Annotated in this window: 25 protein-coding genes; 2 read left to right on the top strand and 23 right to left on the bottom strand. The window is 49.7% G+C overall.

What is annotated here, in order from left to right; genetic code table 11:
- Positions 1 to 63: 63 nt before the first annotated feature.
- The 23 genes from KKC1_RS02435 to spoIIAA all read right to left on the bottom strand — a co-directional run bounded on the left by KKC1_RS02435 (position 64) and on the right by spoIIAA (position 22,269).
- Entirely contained in the window at positions 64 to 855 is a 792-nt protein-coding gene (locus tag KKC1_RS02435; protein ID WP_088552918.1) for a SurA N-terminal domain-containing protein, read from the bottom strand.
- A 689-nt stretch (positions 856 to 1,544) separates the two neighbouring features.
- Complete coding sequence (locus KKC1_RS02430; RefSeq protein ID WP_088552917.1) at positions 1,545 to 3,266, bottom strand: putative bifunctional diguanylate cyclase/phosphodiesterase; 1,722 nt, start codon at positions 3,264 to 3,266, stop codon at positions 1,545 to 1,547.
- A gap of 6 nt (positions 3,267 to 3,272) precedes the next feature.
- Positions 3,273 to 4,064, bottom strand: coding sequence for a GGDEF domain-containing protein (locus KKC1_RS02425; RefSeq protein WP_088552916.1), 792 nt, complete (start codon positions 4,062 to 4,064; stop codon positions 3,273 to 3,275).
- The gene (locus KKC1_RS02420) at positions 4,065 to 4,691 is read right to left on the bottom strand and encodes a SpoIIE family protein phosphatase (protein ID WP_088552915.1); all 627 of its coding nucleotides are present in this window, start codon (positions 4,689 to 4,691) and stop codon (positions 4,065 to 4,067) included.
- Positions 4,688 to 5,140 (bottom strand): anti-sigma regulatory factor, encoded by a 453-nt coding sequence (locus KKC1_RS02415; RefSeq protein WP_238134167.1) that lies wholly within the window; start codon positions 5,138 to 5,140, stop codon positions 4,688 to 4,690. Before KKC1_RS02415 ends, KKC1_RS02420 begins: the two co-directional genes overlap by 4 nt.
- A 26-nt stretch (positions 5,141 to 5,166) precedes the next feature.
- A complete protein-coding gene (locus KKC1_RS02410; RefSeq protein WP_088552914.1) occupies positions 5,167 to 5,520 on the bottom strand; it encodes an STAS domain-containing protein in 354 nt (117 codons plus the stop codon).
- Entirely contained in the window at positions 5,510 to 6,265 is a 756-nt protein-coding gene (locus KKC1_RS02405) for an STAS domain-containing protein (RefSeq protein ID WP_088552913.1), read from the bottom strand. Before KKC1_RS02405 ends, KKC1_RS02410 begins: the two co-directional genes overlap by 11 nt.
- Positions 6,266 to 6,431: 166 nt before the next feature.
- Positions 6,432 to 7,847, bottom strand: a complete 1,416-nt coding sequence (locus KKC1_RS02400) for a GGDEF domain-containing protein (protein WP_088552912.1) — start codon at positions 7,845 to 7,847, stop codon at positions 6,432 to 6,434.
- 11 nt (positions 7,848 to 7,858) lie between these two features.
- Positions 7,859 to 9,262, bottom strand: a complete 1,404-nt coding sequence (locus KKC1_RS02395; protein ID WP_088552911.1) for a DUF7125 family protein — start codon at positions 9,260 to 9,262, stop codon at positions 7,859 to 7,861.
- Between the two features lie 3 nt (positions 9,263 to 9,265).
- Positions 9,266 to 9,634, bottom strand: coding sequence for a hypothetical protein (locus tag KKC1_RS02390; protein WP_088552910.1), 369 nt, complete (start codon positions 9,632 to 9,634; stop codon positions 9,266 to 9,268).
- A gap of 92 nt (positions 9,635 to 9,726) precedes the next feature.
- Positions 9,727 to 11,766, bottom strand: a complete 2,040-nt coding sequence (locus tag KKC1_RS02385) for an HD domain-containing phosphohydrolase (RefSeq protein ID WP_192868040.1) — start codon at positions 11,764 to 11,766, stop codon at positions 9,727 to 9,729.
- Positions 11,767 to 12,183: 417 nt separating this feature from the next.
- The gene (locus tag KKC1_RS02380; protein ID WP_088552908.1) at positions 12,184 to 13,545 is read right to left on the bottom strand and encodes a TrpB-like pyridoxal phosphate-dependent enzyme; all 1,362 of its coding nucleotides are present in this window, start codon (positions 13,543 to 13,545) and stop codon (positions 12,184 to 12,186) included.
- Between the two features lie 91 nt (positions 13,546 to 13,636).
- Positions 13,637 to 14,611, bottom strand: a complete 975-nt coding sequence (locus KKC1_RS02375; RefSeq protein ID WP_088552907.1) for an acyl-CoA dehydratase activase — start codon at positions 14,609 to 14,611, stop codon at positions 13,637 to 13,639.
- Positions 14,612 to 14,648: 37 nt separating this feature from the next.
- Entirely contained in the window at positions 14,649 to 15,746 is a 1,098-nt protein-coding gene (locus KKC1_RS02370) for an acyl-CoA dehydratase activase-related protein (RefSeq protein WP_088552906.1), read from the bottom strand.
- Entirely contained in the window at positions 15,743 to 16,717 is a 975-nt protein-coding gene (locus tag KKC1_RS02365) for an acyl-CoA dehydratase activase-related protein (RefSeq protein WP_088552905.1), read from the bottom strand. The genes KKC1_RS02370 and KKC1_RS02365 overlap by 4 nt, the downstream gene beginning before the upstream one ends.
- Before the next feature lie 60 nt (positions 16,718 to 16,777).
- Positions 16,778 to 18,325, bottom strand: coding sequence for a spore germination protein (locus KKC1_RS02360; protein ID WP_088552904.1), 1,548 nt, complete (start codon positions 18,323 to 18,325; stop codon positions 16,778 to 16,780).
- A 26-nt stretch (positions 18,326 to 18,351) separates the two neighbouring features.
- Positions 18,352 to 18,708: a stage V sporulation protein AE gene (gene spoVAE / locus KKC1_RS02355; RefSeq protein ID WP_088552903.1), complete on the bottom strand. Its 357-nt coding sequence runs from the start codon at positions 18,706 to 18,708 to the stop codon at positions 18,352 to 18,354.
- Between the two features lie 24 nt (positions 18,709 to 18,732).
- Positions 18,733 to 19,746: a stage V sporulation protein AD gene (gene spoVAD, locus KKC1_RS02350; RefSeq protein ID WP_088552902.1), complete on the bottom strand. Its 1,014-nt coding sequence runs from the start codon at positions 19,744 to 19,746 to the stop codon at positions 18,733 to 18,735.
- Between the two features lie 19 nt (positions 19,747 to 19,765).
- Positions 19,766 to 20,272: a stage V sporulation protein AC gene (gene spoVAC / locus KKC1_RS02345; RefSeq protein ID WP_088552901.1), complete on the bottom strand. Its 507-nt coding sequence runs from the start codon at positions 20,270 to 20,272 to the stop codon at positions 19,766 to 19,768.
- 97 nt (positions 20,273 to 20,369) lie between these two features.
- Positions 20,370 to 20,567, bottom strand: a complete 198-nt coding sequence (locus tag KKC1_RS02340; RefSeq protein ID WP_088552900.1) for a dodecin family protein — start codon at positions 20,565 to 20,567, stop codon at positions 20,370 to 20,372.
- Positions 20,568 to 20,646: 79 nt separating this feature from the next.
- Positions 20,647 to 21,438: an RNA polymerase sporulation sigma factor SigF gene (gene sigF, locus KKC1_RS02335; protein WP_088552899.1), complete on the bottom strand. Its 792-nt coding sequence runs from the start codon at positions 21,436 to 21,438 to the stop codon at positions 20,647 to 20,649.
- A 23-nt stretch (positions 21,439 to 21,461) separates the two neighbouring features.
- A complete protein-coding gene (spoIIAB, locus tag KKC1_RS02330; protein ID WP_088552898.1) occupies positions 21,462 to 21,917 on the bottom strand; it encodes an anti-sigma F factor in 456 nt (151 codons plus the stop codon).
- A 13-nt stretch (positions 21,918 to 21,930) separates the two neighbouring features.
- A complete protein-coding gene (spoIIAA, locus tag KKC1_RS02325; RefSeq protein WP_088552897.1) occupies positions 21,931 to 22,269 on the bottom strand; it encodes an anti-sigma F factor antagonist in 339 nt (112 codons plus the stop codon).
- A gap of 200 nt (positions 22,270 to 22,469) precedes the next feature.
- On the opposite strand from spoIIAA, the gene KKC1_RS02320 reads away from it, so the two are divergent.
- Entirely contained in the window at positions 22,470 to 22,928 is a 459-nt protein-coding gene (locus tag KKC1_RS02320) for a hypothetical protein (RefSeq protein ID WP_088552896.1), read from the top strand.
- Positions 22,929 to 23,106: 178 nt separating this feature from the next.
- Positions 23,107 to 24,390 carry a hydroxylamine reductase gene (gene hcp, locus KKC1_RS02315; RefSeq protein ID WP_088552895.1) on the top strand — a complete coding sequence of 428 codons (1,284 nt, stop codon included), beginning with the start codon at positions 23,107 to 23,109 and terminating at the stop codon, positions 24,388 to 24,390.
- Positions 24,391 to 24,612: the final 222 nt, after the last annotated feature.

The raw sequence follows: 24,612 nt of genomic DNA, 5'->3' as shown, positions 1-24,612 counted from the left end.
TAGATCGGAATAATATTCGGCATTAACAAGGAAATCCCTGCTGTAAAACTCCGGCTAAAGCATTTATTCTTTACCGTAAAATGTTATTTCAAAACCGTCTCGCTTTATTTTTATATTCGCCCGTCGAATAAGTTTTTCCGTATAATCTTCCCAAGCATTTTCCCTCAATACTTCAAACTCAAACCCTCTTACTTCAGGATATCTTTCACCCAGTTTACTAGCAAAGTTTTCCTTAAGGCGTTTAATAGCCACGCTTCTGGCAATCCGGGGAATCCTTGATTCTTTCCATTCCTCCCTCGAACGATAGCCCAGTGCCTGCCAGGCTTCTTTTTCAAGCTCGAGAACCTTCTCCCAACTACCCTCTCGTTTATAACTCTTTTCAGACATCTCGTCTACTTCTTCTAACAGCTTCCGCGCTTCTTCTAAACTAACGTCAAAACCCTGCCTCTTTGCTTCCTGATACAGCACTTCCCGGCGTAGCAAGAGATTGAACGCCTGATTTTCATCCAGGGGAGCCATGCTGCGGCGCATCCGCCGAAAATAACGTTTTTCATCCTCGGTTAAGGAGGAGGGATCCAAGCCTATGTTGCGAATATATTGCTCTATATAATCCTGAGGATTAAAAGAGTTGTTCTCCTCATCTTCTCCAGACAATTGCTGCACCCTGCGACTCATTTGCAGGCTGACTTCTCTTTCTCTAATTTCCTGCCTTATTTCCTGCAGGGTAATTTCCCGGCCGTTAACCACCGCCACCACATCATTGCCGGAGGTATTATTACTGCAGGCGACCAGCCCCAGTAAGAGCAACAGTCCAACTACTAATTTGACACCTTTACAAACAGATTTCCTTTCCATATTAGCCAACCCACCTTTGTGTCTCTCCCTCACCGCTGCCACATCTAAAAACCTCGCTAATCAAAATATTCGCTAGTGTAGAAATATTATCCTGTTATAGTATTATTTTATTTAATATTCCCGCCCGTTACCCGAATGGCTTTGACAGCGGGGCTCCGACGGACTTTTGTACGCGGGAGGAAGCCGAAATCGCAATCAACCGTCATACCAGCCAAGCCGTTTTCCCGTAAGCCTAGATCTCTTCGTATACACTAGGGAGACTTCAGCAAGGTCTTCGGCGTGGCAACCTTTTACGCCCAGTTTTGGAGGTCTGTGAATTATATATCACATTACCGGCAGTAAAATTGAGCCCGTTATTGCACATGTTTGATATCACGATTTAAGGGAAAGGCTTAACTTATGGCATTAAGACTATTGATTACCTCGTGCGGCGGCCCGGGACAGCTAAAAACTCCCTCCTAACGGTTGATACCACAACTGACCCTTGATAGAAAACTGAACGGTTAAGCGACCCGCCGTCCCAGCATCCTGGTATCAAGAAAGCTTGCGGTTATCCGCAAGCTTTCTTCTGCCACCCCGTTTGTAACTGGCCTTGACCTTGGCTTGGCTGGACAGCAAAAATTCTGCCTTTTGGATCAACCTTTCCCGGTCAACTTAACTCCCTTCCGGTATGGAAGGTTATTTTAACGCTATTCCCCGTTACAAGGGAACCGCGAGGGCATGCCCAGATAATAACCCTGCCCGTATCGAACACCGGCACGGCGCAAAATCTCAACTGCTTCGCGGCTTTCAACGTACTCGGCCACTACTTCCACCGAAAGTCCTTGTAAGAGGCTTACCATGTTTTCTACAATCATCCTGCAGCGACCACTCCTGGTTATCTCGCGCACCAGAGACCCCTCTATTTTGGCAAAGTAGCAGTCGAAGTAGCGTAGATAAAGAAACGAAGAAAAACCGCTTCCAAAGTCGTCGACTGCTAGGCGCACGCCCAAATCTGCCATGTCCCTGGCAAAAGCCTGCACGGCATGCATATCGCGCACGGCTTGTCGCTCGGTAATCTCGGCAACAATTTCTTCCGGGCGGATGCCGTAGCGGCGTAAAAGATCAGCCAGGAACTGCGGAGTTCCTCCGCTCTCTACCTCGCGCATGGAAAAATTGATGAAGAAAAGCATGTCCTCAGCCCAAGAATTCTTTTTTTCCTGCAGTGCCTGCTCTATAACTATGCGCCCAACTTCCCCCATAAGGCCGAATTGCTCAGCCGCCTCTACAAAAAGCCCGGCAGGAAGATACTTTTCCCCCCTCCTCACCCGAGCGAGAACTTCGTAACCTACCGGCCTGCCGGTCTCTAGATCTACAATTGGCTGGTAAAAAGGAACAATGGCCCCCTCCGAACGCAGAGCTTCTCGCAAGAGAAGAATTCTCTCGTGAACCACTGTAGGATTAGTGCTCTCACCGGCTGCATCCACCAGCAGTGCCCGGTTCTTACCGGTCCTCTTGGCCATTACCTGAGCAACCTCGGCGGCACACATTAGGTCGGCTAGCGCTTCCCCGTGGTGGGGGTAAGAAGCCACACCTATGCTGCCTGTAATAAAAATTTCGTCCCCCAACGGACGAACTTTCAAGGCGGCCATGCCCCGGCACAGTTCCTGCGCCTTGGCCAGGGCCTCGGCAGGACCCGTATCCATTAGGATAACTCCATACTCGTTACCGCCTATGCGTGCAATCGCAAAGGCATCGGACACCGCCTCCCGCAGGAAGTCTGCCACAGCCTTAAGTACAATATCCCCTACGGTATAACCGTAAACGTCGTTAACCAGCTTAAAATTATCAATGTCTATCCAGCACAAAGAGAACTCTCGTTTTGTGCGCCGGGCGAACTCGAGTGCCTCCTGCAACTCTTTTTCGAACTTGCGGCGGCTCAAAAGGCCTGTAAGAACATCTACTTCCGAAACCATCCGCATCTGGCGCGCTACCTCCCCCTCGTATCCGAGGAGTAACAGGCCGAGGTCGAGAAGCAGCGATGTCCCGCCGTACTTCAAGCTTTGCAGTTCTCTCTCCGGGAATGGGAGAACCGGGACTAATTCGTCGCACCAGCGCCCGAAAAGGAAACCGTAGGCTGTTACCAGTTGTTCCAGCGACACTTCTGCAGCGCCCAGCTTTCTCCCAAATTCTATACGCCGCCGCAAGAGTTCCTCGTTATGGCTTCCAGCAAACAACGCCAAAAAGTCGCTCGCTGCTCCGCGCAGTTCTGTCTCGCTTGTCTCTTGCCTTACCCGTTCCAACAAGGCTCGCAGTCGGTCGGCGTATGCCTGCACCACCCTTTCTGTAACTTCTTCCCCAACCAAGGACAATTGCTCCGCCTGGGATGTTAATTCTTGAACAAGCTCCAGCATTCCCTTGGAAAACCACACACACGTTCACTCCTCATCGTCCTTGGCAAAAACCACCCTGTTTTTGCCCAATTCTTTGGCTCGATACATCGCTTGATCCGCTTGACGGATTAGCTCGTCGGGTTCGACGGCACCACGGCCGGCATACTCGGCAGCTCCTATACTTACCGTAAGGCCTTCCAGTCCTGGCAGCACTTTTTTTGCTGCTACTTGGGCCCGAATTCGTTCGAGAGGAATCCTAGCCCTGACAGAATCTGTAGCCGGAAGGACAATTACAAATTCTTCACCGCCAAGACGAACGGCTACGTCATCACTTCGCAAAACTCTTTCGATCAAACCAGCTACGGAACGAAGTGCTTCATCACCTGCCTGGTGACCAAACCGGTCATTGATTCGCTTAAAATCATCCAAATCGAGCATGGCTACAACAAGCGGCTTGCCCTGCATTTGAGCATCTTTAAGCATCCGGGGAAAAAGGCGGTAAAGGGCTACCCGATTGTAAAGCCCGGTGAGATGGTCGCGCTCAACCCTTTCCTTCAACTGGAGGAAGAACGTATCAATAACTATTAGGACTTGGGCCAGAAACTCGGTCGCGCGGTCTATGTATATCCACTGCACATTGTCACTGTCCCGCCTGATTCCCATAACCTCCCGAAAGGCACGCGTATGCACATCCAAAATGTTGGCGGCCTGTACCTCGCTCTCATCCAGGCAGCGGAGGAGATCTTGGTACGCTTCCAGAAGTACCCCCTCCGTAGCCCCTTCATATATATAACGTTCAAGATATTTACGGTAAGTTGCATAAAATTCCCCCGACAACTAGACATGCCTCCTCCCTACCAGTACGCTGGCATCGTCTTCAGCGATACCATATCTCTTTAACACCTGGCGGGCCGTTTCTTCCACCGTCCCTTCCCAAAGCCATGGCAACCCTACGGGTGAAAAGCTACGCTTTATCCCGTCGGTACAAACCACGAGAAGAGCTGGCTCCGACAGCTCCAGTCGGCGGACGGCAGGTTTCAACATTCTCTTGCCTACAATGCCCGGCTGCCCTACCAAAACCTCCGTAGCTTTTGGCGTCAGCACCCACCCCCTGATGTTCCCGACCAAAACATATTCTATGGCTTTTCGTTTAAGCAGGGCCGTAAAAAGAGCGCATCCCCGCGTCTGAAAAGCCGCTTCTTCCAGAATGGAGTACACCTGCTGCAGGTCCCCCGCAGCCCGTTGCAGCGCCTGCGCTAGGACTGCCACTCCCCGGTTTGCTCCTTCCCCGTGGCCCAGAACATCCGCAACAACTGTAAGTACATGTGTTTCTAGCTCCTGAGTATAACAAAGGTCACCACTCACCTTTTCCCGCCAGTGGGGACGCGAAAGGGTCGACACTTTCCACCCGGAGCCTCTTCCTGCCTGCTCATCAGTTTCCAATTTTTCATCCTGTAATCTCAAAACCTGCGCCTCCTCTTTTCCACCCTCACCACGGTGCCCGTACCGACTTCGGAGGCAATCTCAAAAGAATCCATAAGGCGTCTTATTCCCGACAAGCCTATGCCTAGACTGCGCTCATACGTTGTGTAACCTTTTGTCAAAACCAGGTCTACGTCCTCAATACCCGGACCGTGATCAACCGCCACCACCTCTATGGTAGGCCCGCCATTCTCCTCGAGCCGCTTGCGGATCATTATTTTGCCGGTTTGCGCATAGCGATAGATATTGCGCGCAAGTTCGGAAACCGCAGTTGCTACTTTGGTTACGTCAGCCAGAGAAAAACCAAGCTCCTGAGCAAGTTGCTTGGCCATCTGCCTAGCTACCGCAATATCTTCTTCCCGCGCGATACGCACCACCACGTCAAAGTCGTTCGCCGGGATATCCAGTAACTCCCTTACTTTCCCTTCCAAGGCCTCCTACTCCTCCCTTAAGAGGGCTATACTAGAGTCAATGCGTGCTCAAGGTCTCGGGCAACCAAAAAACCCTGCAATTCTATTCCCATTTGGGCCAGAGTTAGGGCCACAGGAGGCCGGATACCGCAGATCACCGTGCGGCAACCCATCAGGCGGGCCATAGCAGCAGTCTCGGAAAGAGTATAGGATATATAGCTGTCAATTACCTCTACCATCCGTACGTCCAAAATAACCGCCCGTACCCGCTGTTCCTGAATTTCCGCCAAAAGTTGTGCCTGCAGCTGCTCCACAGTTTTATCGTCCAGGTCTATCTGTATGGGCACCAGCAAACAATCACCCACCCTTATGGTTGGAACTACCCTTTCTTTATGTGTCATGGTGCTCTTCACCTTCGCCTGAAAAATTACTGCCCTGCGCCCATGCGATTTGTCTACGCTGCTTCCTCTCTTCCTCGAGGAGGGCTATAGCCTGGCGCAGAGCATCTTCAAGGTCACGCGCTATCGCCACCATGCGGAAATCGATCCCCAGCTTTACCAAAGTGTGGGCAATTTCGGGCTTGATGCCGGTTAAGATAACCTCCGCTCCTAGTAGCTTGACCGCGCTAAACATTTCAATAAGAAAACCACCTACTGCGGTATCAATCGTGGAGACCCCTGTGACGTCCACGACTACCACTTTGGCCCGCGTAGTACTGGCACGCTCCAAAAGCCTTTCTACCAAAGCCTGCGCCCGATCACTATCGAAGCCACCAATCAGCGGCACCAGCAAGACATCCGTCCAAACGCGAATAATTGGCGCTCCCAACTCCGAAAGCATATGCTCAAGCTCGCAAACCGTCTGCTCGCTATGGTGGCGCAGCTCACCGCAGAGCTCTAGGATCAACGGCAAAAGCTCGGCAGTTGGAAAAGTCGGTATGCGCTCGATAACAAACTTTAACTTTGCCCCTAGATTCACTTCTCCCAGTTCCTGAAGCAAATCACACAAGGGTTCCCTTAACGCCTGGCGCAACTCATTTCCGCCGGCACCCGAAACAGCTTCCCGCAAGAGTTTGCGCCATAGTTTTCTTTCCTGCTCACTGGCCCCCAGTTCCTCCACAAGCATTTCTAGCCGGTTGTTGTCCACTATAGCCAACTCCTTTCTCGCCAACCTAAAGTACGAACACGCAGAAGGCGTACCCTCTCATTTATTAGACTTTATTCTACAACAACACAAGCTGTTTGTCTACCCTCCCATGAAAAGTTAAGGCTTGGTTCAGTATCTTCCCATTTGGAAGCTAAAACGGATATGGTCAGGGCAGGTTCAAGCAGAAGCGGTTTTTTCCTTCTTTCTTGGCTCGATAACAGGCCTGATCCGCCCTTGCCAGCAGCAAATCGATAGAATCGTCTTTCTGTGCCGAGGCTATGCCAATGCTTGCCGTGATCCGGCGGTGCGGGAAAGGGAAAGTTTCTATAGATTTCCGTATTCTTTCTGCCACTCTTACCGCACCTTCCTTGTTTGTTCCCGGAAGAATGATTACAAACTCCTCGCCCCCGTACCGGCCCGCAATATCCACCGTCCTGATGGAGTTTCTTATTATCTCTGCCGTTTTCTCCAGCACCACATCGCCGGACAGGTGGCCAAAAGCATCATTGTAAGCCTTGAAGTCATCTATGTCCAGGAAAATAACCGAAAGAGGAGTACCGTACCTGACTGTCCTCTCGAGTTCGTTAGCCAATATGTTCCGCAGGGCACGCTTGTTAAAGAAACCGGTCAGGACGTCGGTTTCGGCTTCTCTTTCCAGGCGGCGTATAAGGGTCGCGTTGGACAGGGCCACCGCAGCGAAGTTTGCATATATCTGCAGGTTTTTGTCTCCGTTGTCATCCATGGAAACAGGGGCCACTATACCTAACAAACCGACGGCCCCCAAAGCAGTCCAGAGGGGATAAATTAGAATTTCAGCTCCGGGAGTAACCTCTACACCGGCAAAACCCGGTAGAGGCCTTAATTCCTCAAGACTCAGGAATGACGGCTCAACTTTTGAAAAAACCTGTTCCATCAGCGGGTGGACCAACGGCCATTCCCTTCCGATCAATGGTTGGGCGTGTTCCCCTTTAGCCTGCGCTACTTTGATTTTATCTCCCTCTCGAAGGCCGACAACGCATAGCTCGGCCTTGTAGATTATGATCAACGAATTCGTTATAAGATCCAGAACCTTGTCCAGTTCGACGATCGAGGTCATCAGGCGGCTGATCTCATAGATGCTGTTCAGTTCAAGCCTCCTTAATCCTAACAGGTTTTTTTCCAGGATGGCCTTAAGAACTTCATTGATCGTCTGGTAAATGCTGTTTGCTTTCGACACAAAGGTATTTTCTTCCTCAAGTCCCACCTGGGTTCTAAGCCTGGTAGGAGCGACCACCAGAAACCCTATCTTTTGGGCATAGGAGCCCAAACGGTATGCACAAAGTTTAATCCCGTAAGGACAGGTAACAATATCTTTATCTTCTAAGGAAGCGAGGGCGGACTTATAAAAACTGATACACTTTTCGTTACGGAGTTCCCTCCCTTTATTTACCTCCTGGCATAATTCAACAGGCAAACTGAAGCGGGAAAAAGAACCACCGTTTATATCAAAGATGTAAATGTTTGCGTCCATGACCTTGGCCAGCGTATCCTGAAACTCCTGCCAGTACTTTACTGAGACGCTTAGGAGAAGGTTGGTTGGCATTTAGTATCACCTCACCTTAGCATATCTGCTTTGTTTAATTTGTCGAGGATATTTATTCCGTTTGGAGTAATCTCATACTCCCTCAGGGCCTTGTCATGGTCGCTTCCACGGGTTTTCAAGATTCCAAGAACCTTTTTGATGCTGGAACCGTCCTCCACGTACCGCAGGATGATTATATTATCAGCGAGTAAGGATATTTGTTCTCTGGATACTATCAAAGGTGAAAAAGGGTCATCGTTGAGCGCCGTAAATATAGAGCTGATATGCCGCCTCTTGAGCTGCTGTCCTAACGCCCAGAGATAATCCCTGTACTTTTGCGGGTCAGAAACGCTGTTTTCAAAAGAGGAGATGCTATCGATGACAAACCTCTCCACCTTTTTTTCCCTGATCAGGTCCAGTATCTCAAAAGCGTGTTTATCTACATCCAGTTCTATGGGGGAAATGAACTCGATGCTCAGTCGACCCTGGGCCAGATATTTGTCTATCTCCCATCCCAGACGACGGGCCGTATTTTGCAGTTGAGCCTCAGGCTCTTCAAAAGAAAGGAATATTCCATTTTCGCCTTTTTCAGCCCCTTCCAGTAAAAACTTAAGGGCGAGTATCGTCTTACCCGTACCGGTAGCACCGGAAACGAGGGTGATAGTCCCTTCTGTTAACCCACCATACAGCATTTCGTCTAAACTCGGAATTCCGAATCCCTTTCGTCCCGGCTTGAACCCATACTGGAGTTCTTCACCCTCCGGCCTCATCCTCGGGAACACTTCTATCCCCACCGGGCTAATTTGAAACAGGTGTTCCCCTTGCTGAAAACTGGTCCCCCTCATTTTCAGAATACGGATGAACCTTTTTTGAAATCGCTTTTCTTCCTGCCCGTAAAGGTGAAAAATTCCATCCGCAATGGCAAATTCGCTTAAGAGCGTCAGCTCTTTTTCTTCGTATTCGCCGACGAGAAATACAGTGATCTCCCATATCGATAGAGCGGCAGCCAGATCAAAAACAAAAGCCTTAAAAGTTTTTTCATCCGGGAAGATGTCTCTTATGGCCTTGAAACTATCAATTACAACTATGTTTGGTAGATGTTTCTTAATCATTTCCGTCAAGTATCCCAGAGCCTTATCCGCGCCCTGTTCCCGTAGAACAGCTCCCAAATCTCCATAAATAACCTTCTCCCCCAACAAATCATCCGAAAAAAACTCAAACCCCTGCAGGTGTCTTACCATCTTGAACTGTGATTCCGATATGGTAGTCAAATATAGACTTTTGCGACCGGCCCTGGCGTTGTTAAATATGATGTTTTGGACTAGTATCGTCTTTCCGCTACCCGGAGAGCCAGAAACGATGTTTAATGAATAAGCAGGTATGCCGCCACCAAGAATGTAGTCAAGATTTTTTATGCCCGTTATCAATTTATCCATCTTTCATTCCTCCCTGGAGTCAAAAGGAATACTGGCAAATTCTTCGTTCAGCCTCTTTTTTATTTCTTCCGTTCTTTCACGGCCAATGAGTCTGGCCAAAATTGCTACATACCTGGTGATAAACTTCATGAACATATCTCCAACCGGCAGCTCTGGGTTTTCCTTCAGACGGGCCGCTATCCTTGCGCAGGATATCCCATCTTGGTCGTACTGAAGAAGTTCTATTTCCTGATACTCCAGCGAAACCTCCCACACCACTCTTTCCACCAGCAGGTTTACAGAAAGTATCCCCAGGTACTTCGCCGACGCAGTCCACATCTCCCTGAGCAGGTTTTCATAGCGCTCGATCTCCTTCTCCGTGATTTCACTCATAACCGTCCCTCCTTGGATAAAAAACGCAGATTCTCAGTAACTCCCGGCCCTTAGCCAGAAGCCTCTTTCTTTTTTCACCCATAGCAATTTAATTATAAATCTTCCTCTAAAACCTTTTTCATGGCTTCTACCACTTCCGGGTCAAACTGCTTCCCGGAACAACGGTTCAGTTCCTCTATTACCCATTGGCGGGAAAAAGCTTGGCGATAAGGCCTGTCCGACGTCATAGCGTCATAAGAATCCACCACCCTGATAATCCGAGCCAGAAGCGGTATCTTATCGCCAGCGATGCCCTCCGGATAACCACCGCCATCATAGTCTTCGTGGTGGTAAAGAACTGCTTCAACTACTTCTTGCGGAAGCTTTGCCGGCTCCAGGATCTTCGCTCCCACGCAGGGATGAGACTGTATTTCTTTTTTCTCTTCCTCGGTAAGCCTGTCTGCCTTGAGCAGTATGTACTCCCTTACCCCGACCTTTCCTATATCGTGCAACAGCCCTCCTATATAAACCATTTCCTGTTCTTTTTCAGAAAGCCCCATTTTTCGAGCTACTGCCTTTGCCCACCGTGCTACCCGCAGCGAATGGCCCTGCGTATACTTGTCTTTTGCTTCCAACGCCGCGGCCAGCGCTCTTACAACGCTCATGTAATTTTCCCGTAAGGATTCGTAAAGCTTTGCGTTCTCTACCGCCAGGCCCACTTGACTGGCTATGATCGCCAGATAACCGATCGTATCTTCCTTCCAGTTATGAGGCGAAGACGTGTAAACAGTCAATGTACCCAATACCTTTCCCCTGGCCTGTACAGGAACCACAGCAACGGAACGCATTTCCTCGCTGTAATATGGCAGGCGCAAAGAGGGATCGCCCTTGGCCAAATCTTCCACAATCAGGGGCCTCGCCGTTTTCAACACCTCGCCCAGGATCGTGCCTTCTGCTCGCACTCGCTCCGGCTCGGCTGGCAAATCCTCACTCATTTCTAAATTCGCTTTCAGCACCAGTTCTCCCGTTTGCTCGTCAAGCAGCCTCAGCGCACACCACTTCGCCCCTAAAACTTCCTTTAGGCTTTGCAGCGCATATCTCATGATCGCGTCTATTTCCAGGCTAGAAGATACCAATTGGCCGACCTCAATTAGTTGCTTGAGCATTGCTGCGTGTTCCTCTAGACCCCTGTCCAGGGCCAAGGCGAAGCTTGTACCGAGGACGCTCAAAAAGCGAGCTTCGTCCTCGCCGAACTTGACGTCCTCAGGTTTAACCGGGTGGGTAAAAGCTCGGGTTATTTTCTCCCACACCTCGCGGGGTAGTGAAAAGGCCGCCAGCCTTTCCTCTACTGTTCTGCTTCCCAGGTGGCGCAACTCATTCGCTTCACCCGTTGCCCCTTCAACAAACTCTTTCCCAGAACCCCCACGCGGTTCCTGGTTGGTATCCGAAACAGCAAATTCCGGGCTTTCCTGGGGAAGCTTAACCGGCAACCCACCGGTGGCACCGGCCACTCCGGGTACGATTTCCGGGACCCGCTTGGCTACTTCTGACAAAGAAAGACTTGACGATACTGCCTGGCTCAACTCAAACCAGCCCTTGAGCTCTTCAACCTTTTCCCACAACTGTTGCCTCGAATTCAAAAGCCGAAAAAGAGTACTCGTGAAGGCGTGAAAAAGTTCGACTGCCTCCCGGAGGCGCTCTTCCGTCCACACCGGTATTACCCGTGCCGCTTCCGTGAGTTCCTTTCCGTTAATGCCCAGCTCTCTCGCCAGTTCCGGCACCATCTCCAGAGACAGCGGTTTTAGGCTCACGCCTTCCCCTATCGTGACAGCTACCGTCTCGCTTTTTATTTTAATGGGGAGGGCAATCTGTGCCAGCCCGGAATGGCACAACTGCAGCGAGGGTTGGCCGGATTTGACAGCAGCCTTCGCTAATTCATTCCGGGAAGCCATACAGCGCAAACGGCCCGAGTCCGTGTTATTGACCATCGTACAGAAAGAGCAAGGAATACTTGCCCTGCTAATCGGCTTACCTTCCGGGTCTGTAACTAAAACTGCTAGGCCCGTTACTATACTCACTCGTTCCTGTATCTGCTGTAATCCTGCTTCTTCCAAAAGTTCCTTAAAGTGCAGTAGTGAAGATTCATTTTGCACCGGCCTGACCTCCTTAAAACAAGTAATATTAAAGTTTATGTCGATTTGTCTGGTTAATCTTCTCACTCACCTTCCCGTTTTCGCCTTTTTCTCTATTAAATCAATTGTACTATTTATAAACCCTTTACCGCAATAGCTGAATTTCATTGAAGGGCTGCGTAGGGCAAAGAATCTTTTGCAGGCATCCTTGCCTTAAACTAACGACTACTGCCACCTTCGTCGTTCGGGACTTTCACCCGTAAGCCTTCGTCCCTGCCGGGCGCAAAAAAAACAGCCTGTCTACACAGGCTATAGTTAAAAAATCCCTCATAAGATTTTTTTCTAAAGGGTTGCTTCTCTGTAGTCTGTTTCTTAAGCAGGTTTTGCAATTAAAAGGCTTGCGGACTAGCCGCAAGCTTTTGTTCAATGATACAGGAATTATTCCACCTGAGGCAATTTGGCCAGGCTCTGTTCTAATAGTTCCGGCGAATACTCTATGTCTTCCAGCTCGCCGGCCAGGTAGGCATCATAAGCCGCTAGGTCGAAGAAACCGTGCCCGCTGAGGCAGAAAAGGATGGTCTTCGCTTCTCCACTTTCGCGGCAGGCAACAGCTTCGTCTAGGGCGGCCTTTACCGCGTGGGCCGCCTCAGGAGCCGGTACTATTCCCTCACTACGGGCAAAGGTTACCGCCGCTTCGAACACAGCCCTTTGCGGATAGGCTCTGGCCTCAATAAAGCCGTCATGGTAAAGCTGGCTTACCAGGGGAGCATCCCCATGGTAGCGAAGGCCTCCGGCATGGATGCCGGGAGGTACGAAGTCGTGTCCCAAAGTGTACATCATACTTATCGGTGTCAGCTTTGCCGTATCCCCGTAATCGTAGGCAAATTTGCCCCGGGTCAGCGTGGGGCAGGCACTGGGCTCCACCGCCATGACTCTTGTTTTACGCCCGCCGCTTAATACGTCCTGCAGGAAGGGAAAACTAAGACCGGCGAAGTTGCTGCCGCCCCCGCAGCAGCCTATAACTACATCCGGGTAGCTATCCACTTTCTCCAGTTGTTTCTTCGCTTCCAGACCAATCACCGTCTGGTGAAGCAGCACATGGTTTAACACGCTGCCCAGAGCGTAATTGGTATCTTCCCGGGTAGCGGCGTCTTCTACCGCTTCACTGATGGCAATACCCAGGCTGCCCAAAGAATCGGGGTTCTCGGCCAGAATCTTTCTTCCCGCTTCCGTATGTTCGCTGGGGCTGGGGATGACATTGGCCCCGAATAGCTCCATGAAAGAACGGCGGTAAGGTTTCTGATGGTAGCTCACCTTCACCATGTATACAGTACAGTCCAGACCGAAGAAACGGCAGGCCAGGCTCAAAGCGCTACCCCACTGCCCGGCGCCGGTTTCGGTGGCGATCCGTTTGATGCCCGCTTTTTTATTATAGTAAACTTGAGGCACCGAAGTATTTAACTTGTGGCTACCCGCCGGGCTCACGCCCTCATACTTGTAATAAATTTTGGCCGGGGTATCCAGGGCCTTTTCCAGCCGGTGGGCCCGGTACAGGGGAGTGGGGCGCCACAGGTGGTATATTTCCCGGACTTCGTCGGGAATGTCGATCCATCGTTCGGTGCTCACCTCTTGTTTAATCAGGTCCATGGGGAAAATGGGAGACAAATCTTCAGGGCCAAGAGGCTTCTTGCTGGCCGGATTAAGAGGTGGTTTGGGCAGGTTCGGCATGTCTGCCTGGATGTTATACCACCGCGTCGGAATGTCTTTTTCTTCTAGTAGAATTTTGGTAGGTTCTTTCAATCTCCTCTCTCCTCTCCTCGACTTTTTATAGCACCATTTTACTAAATGTATTAGGAGGTTGTCCAGATTGAGTATACTATGCCTTTTAGTTTTATCCAGTAGCGGTTGAGGACAGGATGTTGCTCCACTTGCCGCACCGGTCACCCCAGCGGGCCAGCACCTCTTCCTCCCTCCGGATTTCTATCACTTCGCAAAGGTTGGCACAACCCTTACACTCGAAACTGGAAGCGTCGTAAGTAAAGTTGGTCAGTTCAAAGCCGTAGAATTTCGTTTTTCCGGATTTTTGAACGGCTTCTTTGGCCAGTAAAGCCGCTCCCACCGCCCCCATCACGTTGTAATACCGGGGTACAATAATATCTGTTTCCAAGGCCTTGGCAAAAGCCTGGCGCATACCGGCGTTAGCCGCTACCCCTCCCTGAAAAACTACCGGGGGCAGAATTTCTTTGCCTTTTCCCACATTGTTCAGGTAGTTTCTTACCAGCGCCTCACACAGACCGGCAATTATATCCTCCAAGCGGTGGCCCATCTGCTGCTTGTGAATCATGTCGGACTCCGCGAAGACTGAACAGCGCCCTGCAATCCGCACCGGTGTCCGGGCCTTGAGCGCCAGTTCTCCGAATTTTTCAATAGGAATATTGAGCCTGGCAGCCTGTTGGTCCAAAAAGGAGCCCGTACCGGCGGCACATACCGTATTCATGGCAAAATCCACTACCACGCCGTTGCGCAGGATAATGATCTTAGAATCCTGCCCGCCGATTTCCAGTACCGTCTGAACCCCCGGTACCAGGTAGGAGGCAGCCACGGCATGAGCGGTTATTTCATTCTTAACTGCATCAGCTCCTACAATCGCCGCCGTCAGGTAGCGGGCACTGCCGGTGGTGCCGACCCCTTTAACTTTACAGGACGACCCTAGGCTTTCTTCGATCATTTTTAAACCTCTGGTTACGGTGACAATTGGCTGTCCTTGAGTTCTCAGATAAATGTTCTCCCTAATTTCTCCGTTTTCACTCATGGCCACTAGATTGGTGCTCACCGAACCTACATCTATGCCCAAATAAACTTTCATTCTGACTCCTTCCCTTCCAGTATATAGGCTCCGCACCTTATCCCTGAACTAAACCAATTTCTTTATAATTTGACCGGCCGACCAGATCTAAAAATGCTTCCAAACGGGTGACTATACCCGCCTCCCCCGACTGTTCGTCCACATAGAAAGTCATCACAGGTATGTTTTCCTGCCTTCCCACTCCGGGCAGGATCGAATGGGCCACAATCTCCGGCATACAGGTAAGGGGAGCCACCTGTATTACTCCCTGAAATCCTTCCCGGGCAAAGCGGACGGTACAACCAACCGTCTCCCGGCCATGACCACCTACAAAAGAATTAAGGTGGGGAACGGCCAGCTTTTTTACTTTCCTGCTCCCGCCGGTTCCCAAAAGGCCGAAAAACAAGTGCTCGTCAATCCATTCGCTGAGATAAATAGACCGTCTAACTTCGGCTCCCAGCCGCCCCAGATGCCTCTCCATGTTGAGGTTGACAAAGGGTTCCAGGATGGTATAAATTTCCCCTACTATCCCGATTTTCAGTACCGGACCTTCTCTTTGAGGAACGGAGTTCAGTTCCTCCTCAGCCTGCTTCACCGCCCGGTCAATGGCCTCCCTTCCGGAGGCGTCATCGATAGCCCCCAAAGCCTTCCGGTAAATTTCATCCACCCGGCCCGTAGCTTCTTCCCGGGGGCGCAGATACTGAACCCTTCTTTCAACCCGGTCCACCGCTAAAGCTTTCCACCAGGCCAGACGCAGGGCTTTAAAAATCTCCTTCCAGGAACGCCTTCCGGTAAGGTAACGAATTTTCGCCAGTACTTCGGAAAAATGTTGGTCGGGGGGTTCCAGTACCACCATCTCGTATTCATAACCAAGGTCCTTCAATATTTCCCGCTGGATCTCAGCGTAGTACCCGAAGCGACAGGGTCCTACCCCTCCAGCCATAAGGATGGTATCCGCTCCCCTTTCCGCCGCTTCCATGTAATTCCCCAGGTTAACTTTCAGCGGCAGGCAGGCAAATTCAGGAGAATGGCGGGCTCCTAAAGTGAGTGTTCTCTTACTACAGGCGGGTGGAACTACCACCTCCAGTCCCAGTTCCTCCAGCAAAGCCCTCACCACGATATAAAGATTGCCCATATGGGGAAAGGTTACTTTCATGACCAGGCCCCCCTCAAGGCCAGCATGTCTACAAAAGCTTCCAGGCGGGTGGCCACCCCGGCCTCACCGGTATGCTCGTCGACTGTCAGCATTAGGAAAGGTAGCTTGCGCGTCCGACGAATATACCGTTCTACCAGTTCCCCAATCATGGAATCGGGACCGCACCCGAAGGAAGCCAAGTGGATAATCCCTTTGATGCGCGGGTCCTGCAAAAAGTGGAAGGCAGCCCCTATAATCCTTTTCCCCAGGGTCCAGAACATGCGCTTAGGGAGCCGGGATGCTTCCCGTTCGATTACTTCTCGCGGCACGTTATCGGAAGTAACCACCGTTGTTCCCAGTCGCCTAAGCTTGCCAATGACATCCATGCTGGTATGGTGATCATAAAGATTATACCCATGCCCGAGCAGGGCTACCCTGAACTCGCCTTCATGAGAAACTTTTGGCATCTGGCCTTCCATAATTTTCAACGCCTCACAGGGCAATACACCGCCCCACGTCATGCGCTGGTATCTCTCCTGCTCCTCCACAGCCTGGTTCCAAGCTTTCCGAATCCGAAACGGATTTTGAGTAAAATACAGTCCCGTTTGAAAAACGGCCTGGTATAGTTTTTCTTCCCGCCGGCTCAGATCGATATCGACCACCAATAAATCGGGAAGACCAGGTATATTGGCTTTTATCATATCGGGAAGTCCCATTAATTTAGGGCAGATATAGGCCTTTCTCTCTAAGCCGATTAGACGCGGTACAAAGATACAGTCGACTTTTTCTTTCAGGTTCATGACATGCCCATAAAAAAGTTTCACCGGCAGACACGTTTCGTCTACCGCCCTAGAAATACCGTCATCCAGTATTTTTTTATTGGTTGAAGGGGAGGGTAATACCTCAGCCCCAAGCTCCATGAAAAACGTTTGCCATAAAGGATAGTAGTAATAATAAAAAAGGGCCCGGGGAATCCCGATTTTGACAGCCATCTATCCAGCCCTCCTATATTGATTCAACATCCAAATTTATTATTGCCATTAAAATCCAGATTATTCGTCTTTTCTTCTACTTCCGTTTGTTTCCGAATTTTCACTTTTCCGTTTCAACGGTTTGGTAGCTGGTAACGGCTGGCGGCTGGCATCTTGAGGTTTTAAAGCACTAGGACGGGTGTTTTGAATGGGCACCGGTGAACGAACCAGGATAGACTTCAAAGCGGTCCAGTTAAAAGGTATTAGCGGCCATAGATAAGGGACACCGAACGATTTACTCAAGGCCAGGAATATGAATACCAGGCCAAAACCTACCAGCAAACCAGGCAGGCGGAATAGCCCTACGGCAAAGATTAGTAAAATCCGGACCAAAGTGTTGGCCATACCCAGTTCGTAACTGGGAGTGGCAAAAACTCCCACCGCGGCAATGGACATATATAAAACTACCTCCGGCGCAAAAAGGCCAATATCTATAGCCACTTCACCAATCAGGATGGCAGCGATCAAGCCTAGAGCGGTGGTCAGGGCCGAAGGAGTGTGTACTGCCGCCATGCGAAGCAAATCTATACCCAGTTCGGCAAAAAAGAACTGCCACATTAATCCTACCTGCCCGGGTTTGTCGGGACCGATAAACTTTAGCCCCTCAGGAAGCAATCGCGGTTCTAAAGCCACCAACAACCATACCGGAGCCAAAAAAACCGAAGCAGCAATGCCGAAAAATCGTACCCAGCGCAGAAAAGCCCCTACCAGCGGGCTTTGGCGGTATTCCTCGGCGTGCTGTACATGGTGAAAAAAGGTAGCGGGTAAAATCATGACGCTGGGAGAAGTATCCACCAGCACCAACACATGTCCTTCCAACAGGTGAGCTGCCGCTACATCCGGGCGCTCCGTATACCGGATTTTGGGAAAGGGATTCCAAAAACTTCCGGGCATAATAAGTTCTTCCACGGATTTTTCGGCCATGGGCAGGCCGTCCATCCGGATGGCTTCAATTTTTTCCTTTATCAGTTGCACTAAGTTGGGGTTGGCTACATCCTCCAGGTAAGCAATACAAATGTCGGTCTTGGAACGAGTGCCCGCTTCCATCAATTCCATGCGTAATTTGGGATCACGAATTCGCCGGCGGATAAGAGCGGTGTTATATACCAGGGTTTCCACAAATCCGTCCCGGGAACCGCGCACCACTCTTTCCAGGTCCGGCTCTTCCGGCGAGCGAATAGGGTACTCCCGGGCGTCAATGAGAATGGCTTTTTGTTCGCCCTCGATAAACAGGGCGGTTTGACCCGCCAGAACCCTATCCACCACCTGATGAAGATCGTCGGTCTGGTCCACTTCAATGTAATCGATATAAGTTTTAAAGATTTTTTCCAGAGTATTAACCACTATATCTTCCCGCTTAACCAGGGTTAAACTGCGGAGAAGATACATCATTATATTATCCTTAGTGAAGCCGTCCACAAAAAGCAGAAAGGCATCCTTGCCTGCAAAATGCACCTGCCGGCTGATGATATCAAAATTCTTGTCAATACCCAATGCTTCGTTTAGCCACTTGAGGTTTTCGTCCAGTTTTTTGCTTATCTTGGCCTTCTGACCGTCGTCAGCAATCATTGATTAACCACTCCCATCCGGGTAGTTTATCCCTGGGGATTGAACAGTACAGCCATCACATAGCCGAACACGATGGCAGCCGCAATACCTACAGCCGTCGCCTCGATTCCCCCGCCGAAGGCTCCTAGTAAACCTTTAGTTTTTACCGCCTTAATAGCCCCCTGGGTTAAAGTGTGGCCGAATCCACTGAGGGGAATAGTGGCCCCGGCTCCTCCTATGTCTACCAGAGGCTGGTAGAGACCCAGGCCGCTGGATACGGCGCCCATGATCACAAACCCCACCAGAACGTGAGCGGGAGTTACTTCATAGGGAGTAAGATCCATAATTAACTGCCCAATTAAACAAATTATTCCTCCTACTAAAAAAGCCATTAGCAGATTCACTACACCATCCCCTTTCTGAAACTGTTACAGCTCAATGGCTACTGCGTGAGCAATACCAGGTATGGATTCTCCCTGCTGTACGCTCAAAGGACTCAGTAAGGCACCGGTTGCTATACCTAAAATCCTCCTCAGCTTACCGGCTTTCATCTGGTTTAGAATATAACCGCCGGTTACTACAGCTATGCAGGCACAACCGCTTCCCCCGGCATGAGTATCCTGAGACGGGTCGAATATAAGAACACCACAGTCGGTGTAGTTTTGGGACAAATCGTAGCCCTGCTGCTGAGCCAGTTGGATTAACACCGAACGTCCGACAGAAGCCAGGTCTCCGGTTACGATCAGGTCATAATCCTGTGGACCGCGACCGGTATCTTTAAAGTGGTTAACCAGGGTGTCAAGAGCCGCGGGAGCCATAGCCGCGCCCATATCGAAAGGATCTTTAACTCCCGCATCCACCACTTTACCCACCGTAGCGTGCGTAATTCTCGGCCCCGTACCCTCACTGGCCAAAACAAAAGCCCCCGCACCGGTGATAGTCCACTGGGCAGTCATGGGACGCTGGGACCCTAACTCGGTAGGATAACGGTACTGGCGCTCGGAAGTGTTATGATGGCTGCAGGTCGCCGCCACTACCTTAGAGGCAAAGCCTCCGTCGATAAGCATGGCCCCTAGGGCGAGACCCTCGTACATAGTAGAGCAGGCACCATACAACCCGAAGAAAGGTATACCGAGCGTGCGGGCCGCAAAATTGCAACAAATAATCTGGTTTATCAAATCTCCTGCCAGTAGATAGTCGATATCCTGCAGCGACAGATTAACCTTTTGTAAGGCCATCTGGACACTCTCTTCCAAAATTTTGCTCTCCGCTTTTTCCCATGATTTTTGTCCGTAGTAGGTATCCTCCATAACCTTGTCAAAAGTATGGGCCAGGGGACCTTCCCCTTCTTTAGGCCCCACTATGGTTGCCGTTGAAATAATGCAAGGCGGGTTAGAAAACTGAACCGTTCGCTGGCCCACCCTTTTTAGCGTCTGGCTCAAGAATATCCCCTCCTGTACCTCAGGAAAACATAAACGCTATCAAGCCAACTATTACCGAGATTAAAAACCCGTAGACCAATACGGGACCTGCAATATTGAACATACGGGCACCAACTCCAAAAACGAAACCTTCCCTTTTAAACTCCATAGCGGAGGAAACGATAGAATTGGCAAAACCGGTTATAGGGATGATAGACCCGGCCCCGGCAACTTTCCCTATATTGTCATATATACCGAGACCGGTTAAAAAAGCCCCCAGGAACACCATAACCATAATCGTGGCGCTGCTGGCCTCCTGCTGGGCCAAACCGCCGGCCATAAACAGATTCATAAATATCTGGCCGATCATGCTGATAAGTCCACCCACCAGAAACGCAAATACAGCATTTTTTAGCACCGGAGGTTTCGGTTTCACCCGGTTGACTAAGGCCTGGTATTCCTGTTGCTGGTATTGCTGTTGACTCTGCTGGATTTCCTGCGGTAAAGAATTTGGAGAATTCGTTCCCCCTTGTTTTGGTGGGACCATACTATCGCCTCCCAAAAAATATTATGGTCCCGGTGAGTGGCCTTTATGCAGGACAAATAAAAACACCTGCCTGCAGGCAGGTGCCCTATCAAGAGGCTTACTCATCGGTATAAGCAATTTTTACGTTAGCTTTAAAATCCACCAGACGTCCCTCGTGAACGTCTGCCGTCAGGTTGTAAATCTCCACTCCCGTTATGTTAGGTATGGTTTTGGACGCTTCACTTACGGCAGACTGTACAGCATCCTTCCAGCTGACATGAGATTCTCCCACCAGCTCAACTACTTTTACATGCAACTGTCATACCTCCTCCAAGGCTTTTTCTAATTGGTCTCATTCTAAGTATCTCTCTCACCAATTAAAATATACTATAGCACTAATATTCCCCCGATGGCTCTGGTTCAGTCATGAGCTGGCGGATAATTTTAAGGGCCTGCCTTTCAATCCTGGAAACTTGCACCTGGGAAAGGCCTATAATTTCGGCCACTTCCATCTGGGTCTTATCCTCAAAAAAACGAAGCATTATAACCCGGCGGTGTTTTTCCGGCAACTTTTTCAACACTTCCTTCAAGGCCACCCGGTCAACCCAAGCACCTGCTTTCCCTTCCCTTGCGGCTAACTGATCCAGAACGTATATGGGATCCCCATCATCTTCATAAACAGTGTCATGAATGGAACTGGGTAATTGCACGGCTTCCATCGCCTCCACTATCTCCTCTACGGGAATATCTAGGGCCGACGAAATTTCGCCGATGGTAGGTTCTCTACCCAGTTCTTTACTCAGGTTTTCTTTGGTCCGATTAACTTTGAAGGCAGTTTCCTTTAAGGAACGGCTGACCTTCACCGGACTGTCATCGCGCAAAAAACGCCTAATTTCCCCCATAATCATGGGTACCGCATAGGTAGAAAATTTCACATTGAAACTCGGGTCGAACTTATCCACTGCCTTCATCAATCCAATAGTGCCCACCTGAAACAAGTCTTCCAGCTCGTATCCCCTGTTTTCGAATCGCTGCACCAAATTAAATACCAGTTTTAAATTACAGTTGATTAACTTTTCCCGGGCTTTCTGATCTCCCGCTTTGGCCTTTTTTAGCAGCTCTTCCATTTCTTCATCGGAAAGCAGCGGGAATCGCGGGATGTTCATTTCCGACAGACGTGCCACCATAGTATCCCCACTTAATCCTCTTTTTAGCCTTCTTCTCCATTTGCCGGCCACTTTTTGACCAAACGCACGCGAGTTCCCTCGCCCACCCTAGAATCCACCTCTACCCGGTCCATGAAGGACTTCATAAAAACAAACCCCAGTCCGATACGCTCCGGATTGCTGGAATAAGCCGGTTCTATAGCCTTCTCTACATCTTCAATACCTTTGCCTTTATCCTCAACCAGAATTTCTAAACCTTTTTCAAACCTTTTGACTTCCAAAAAAATTATCCCGTCTGGGTTGTTATCGTACCCGTGAATTATAGCGTTAGATACTGCCTCCGACACGGCAACCTTTATCTCTTCCAGTTCATTCAAAGTAAGGTCTTTCCGAGCCGCTACCGAAGCTACTACTACACGGCAAAGACCAATATTTTCCGGTACACTTAGGAGCTTTAACTGCACTCTATTTTCCAGTTTACCCAAGTTATCAGTTGACATTCTTTAGCCTCCTTTAAGCCAGTTCGTCCATTCCCTGCTGTATGGTATCGTAGTGGGGCATTATTTTAAGCAGTCCTGACAATTCCAAAATCTTTTTAATCTGTGGTCGAGCGCCGGTAAGAAGTACTTTCCCGCCTCTTTCAGTAACCTTTTTATACCTCCCCAGGATAACTCCCAGTCCCGAGCTGTCGATAAAGGTAACCTCCTTCAGGTCCAGTAAAAGATTTCTAACCGGCCATTCTTCTAAACAGCGATCTATTTCCGAACGAAAATTATCCGCAACCAGAAGGTCCAGTTCTCCCTGCAGGTCGACTATCAGAACGTCTCTTTCCCGGCTTAATTTAAGGTCCAAATCTATCCCTCCTGTTTAAGAAGATTTTGACAAGAATGTATTCTACAGTTAATAGCTATTATCCTGCTAAATCCTGGAAAAATAGACTGTTTACTTAAAAAAGTATAGGAAAGAGCAGAAAAATCTAATACTAAAATAGGTTAAATAGGATCAGGCCGCTTCAGTCTATATTACAGGGAGACGTACAGGAGGGTACGGCAATGAAAGATACTTTTCTGGTAGGAAGTTTGGCAGGTATTATCGGTACTCTGGCCATGGACCTTTTGTCCGTTGTAGCCACTCTACTGAAAATACCTCACTCGACAGCTATTGGTGTAGCCGCGGATATCTTTTTGGTCCGGCAGCTATTGGGCACCCCTGCCGCGTGGCTGATAGGAATCGCAGGTCACCTTGTCATAGGGATGGTCGGAGGAATTTTTACCGCTTATCTCCTCCGCTATACCGGAAGAGATTATGCGATATTCAAAGGCATTCTCCTGGCCTGGATTATTGGTATGGGAACTGTAGGCTTTGTCATGCCCTTACTAAAGATCAGTCCTCAAATACAAAGAGAAGCCTTTACCAACCTCTTTGCCGTGGTCAGCCTAGCCGTTTACGGGGGAATTACGGCCTATCTGATCGCCAGGTTTGGGAAAATATTCATCCCTAATAGAAAATAAAAAACCGCGCACCCGCAGATCGAATCGAAAGAGAACCCGTCATCAAAGACGGGTTCTTTTTTGTTTTAAAAGATGTAAGCCCGACTAAAAACACAAAAAGATTGTGATTCCCGTCACAGAATAAACTGGCTCCGCCAATTACAATCAAAGTAAAAAAACGGAAGAGGAGGAGATTGGTATGTTTTGTTACCAGTGTGAACAGACGGCCGGCGGTAGCGGCTGTACCAGGGTAGGTGTATGTGGCAAGAACGAAGATATCGCGGGGCTGCAGGACACTTTGCTTATTGGTCTGAAAGGCATCGCAGCCTATGCATACCATGCACGGGAACTGGGTGCGCGCGATGACCAAGTTGAAGCCTTTATGCATGAAGCTTTGTTCTCCACCCTTACCAACGTCAACTTTAATCTTGACCGCCACATTGAACTGCTTCTGAAGTGTGGGGAAATGAACCTGCGGATTATGGAGCTACTGGATAAAGCCCATGTAGAGCGCTTTGGTTCGCCCGTCCCTACCGCGGTTTCTACCGGTACCAAATCCGGCCCCGGTATTCTGGTCACCGGACATGACCTGCTGGACCTGTATGAATTACTTAAGCAGACGGAAGGGACAGGTGTGAATGTTTACACCCACGGAGAAATGCTTCCGGCCCATGCCTATCCCGAACTGAAAAAATTCTCTCACCTCGTGGGTAACTATGGTACTGCCTGGCAAAACCAGAAGAAGGAGTTTGAGCAATTCCCCGGTGCAATTCTTGCTACCACCAACTGTGTGTTGATCCCTAAGGAGTCTTACCAGGACCGTATATTTACCTGCAGTGTTACCGGACTACCGGGAGTAACCCATATTAAGAACCGCGACTTCACGCCGGTGATTGAAAAGGCCAAGTCTCTACCGCCGCTACCAGAAACTGAAGGTAGAACCATTACTACCGGCTTCCATCACACGGCCATTCTAGGTTTAGCTGATAAAATTATCGAAGCAGTCAAAGCCGGTAAGATACGCCACTTCTTCCTGGTGGGCGGTTGCGACGGAGCAAGACCGGGCCGCAGTTACTACACCGAATTTGTCCAGAAGGTGCCGAAGGACTGCGTAGTGCTCACCTTAGCCTGCGGCAAGTATCGCTTCAACCATCTTGACCTGGGAGACATCAACGGTATCCCGCGCCTCATTGACATCGGTCAGTGCAACAATGCTTATTCAGCCGTCCAAGTGGCATTGGCTCTGGCTAAGGCTTTCAACTGCGGTGTCAACGAACTACCGCTCAGCCTGGTATTGTCCTGGTTCGAGCAGAAAGCCGTAGCCATCCTGCTAACCCTTCTGCATCTAGGAATCAAAAATATTCGCATAGGCCCCACTGCACCTGCATTTATTACACCAAATGTACTCAAAGTGCTGCAGGAACAGTACGGTCTCAAACTTGTAACCACTCCAGAACAGGATCTCAAAGAAATCCTTGGATGAGCGCAACTTCCCTCCTCAAAATAGGGTCCGGTGTTAACCGGACCTTTACTATTTTCCATAAAAAATGTACCGCAGCCGGCAAATTGTATTAGTATTACAGGAATAGCCCCGGAAACCTGAGTAAATTCCGAGGCTATCTTTTTTATTCGAGCCAATTGCGCTGTGCGGAAGCAAGCACAAATAGCCCGTTTTAGGGTATCAAACAAAACATCTTACCCCAAC

Origin of the sequence: Calderihabitans maritimus, assembly GCF_002207765.1 — a bacterium.
GTDB lineage: Bacteria > Bacillota > KKC1 > Calderihabitantales > Calderihabitantaceae > Calderihabitans > Calderihabitans maritimus.
This window is presented reverse-complemented; position numbering and strand designations above follow the sequence as displayed.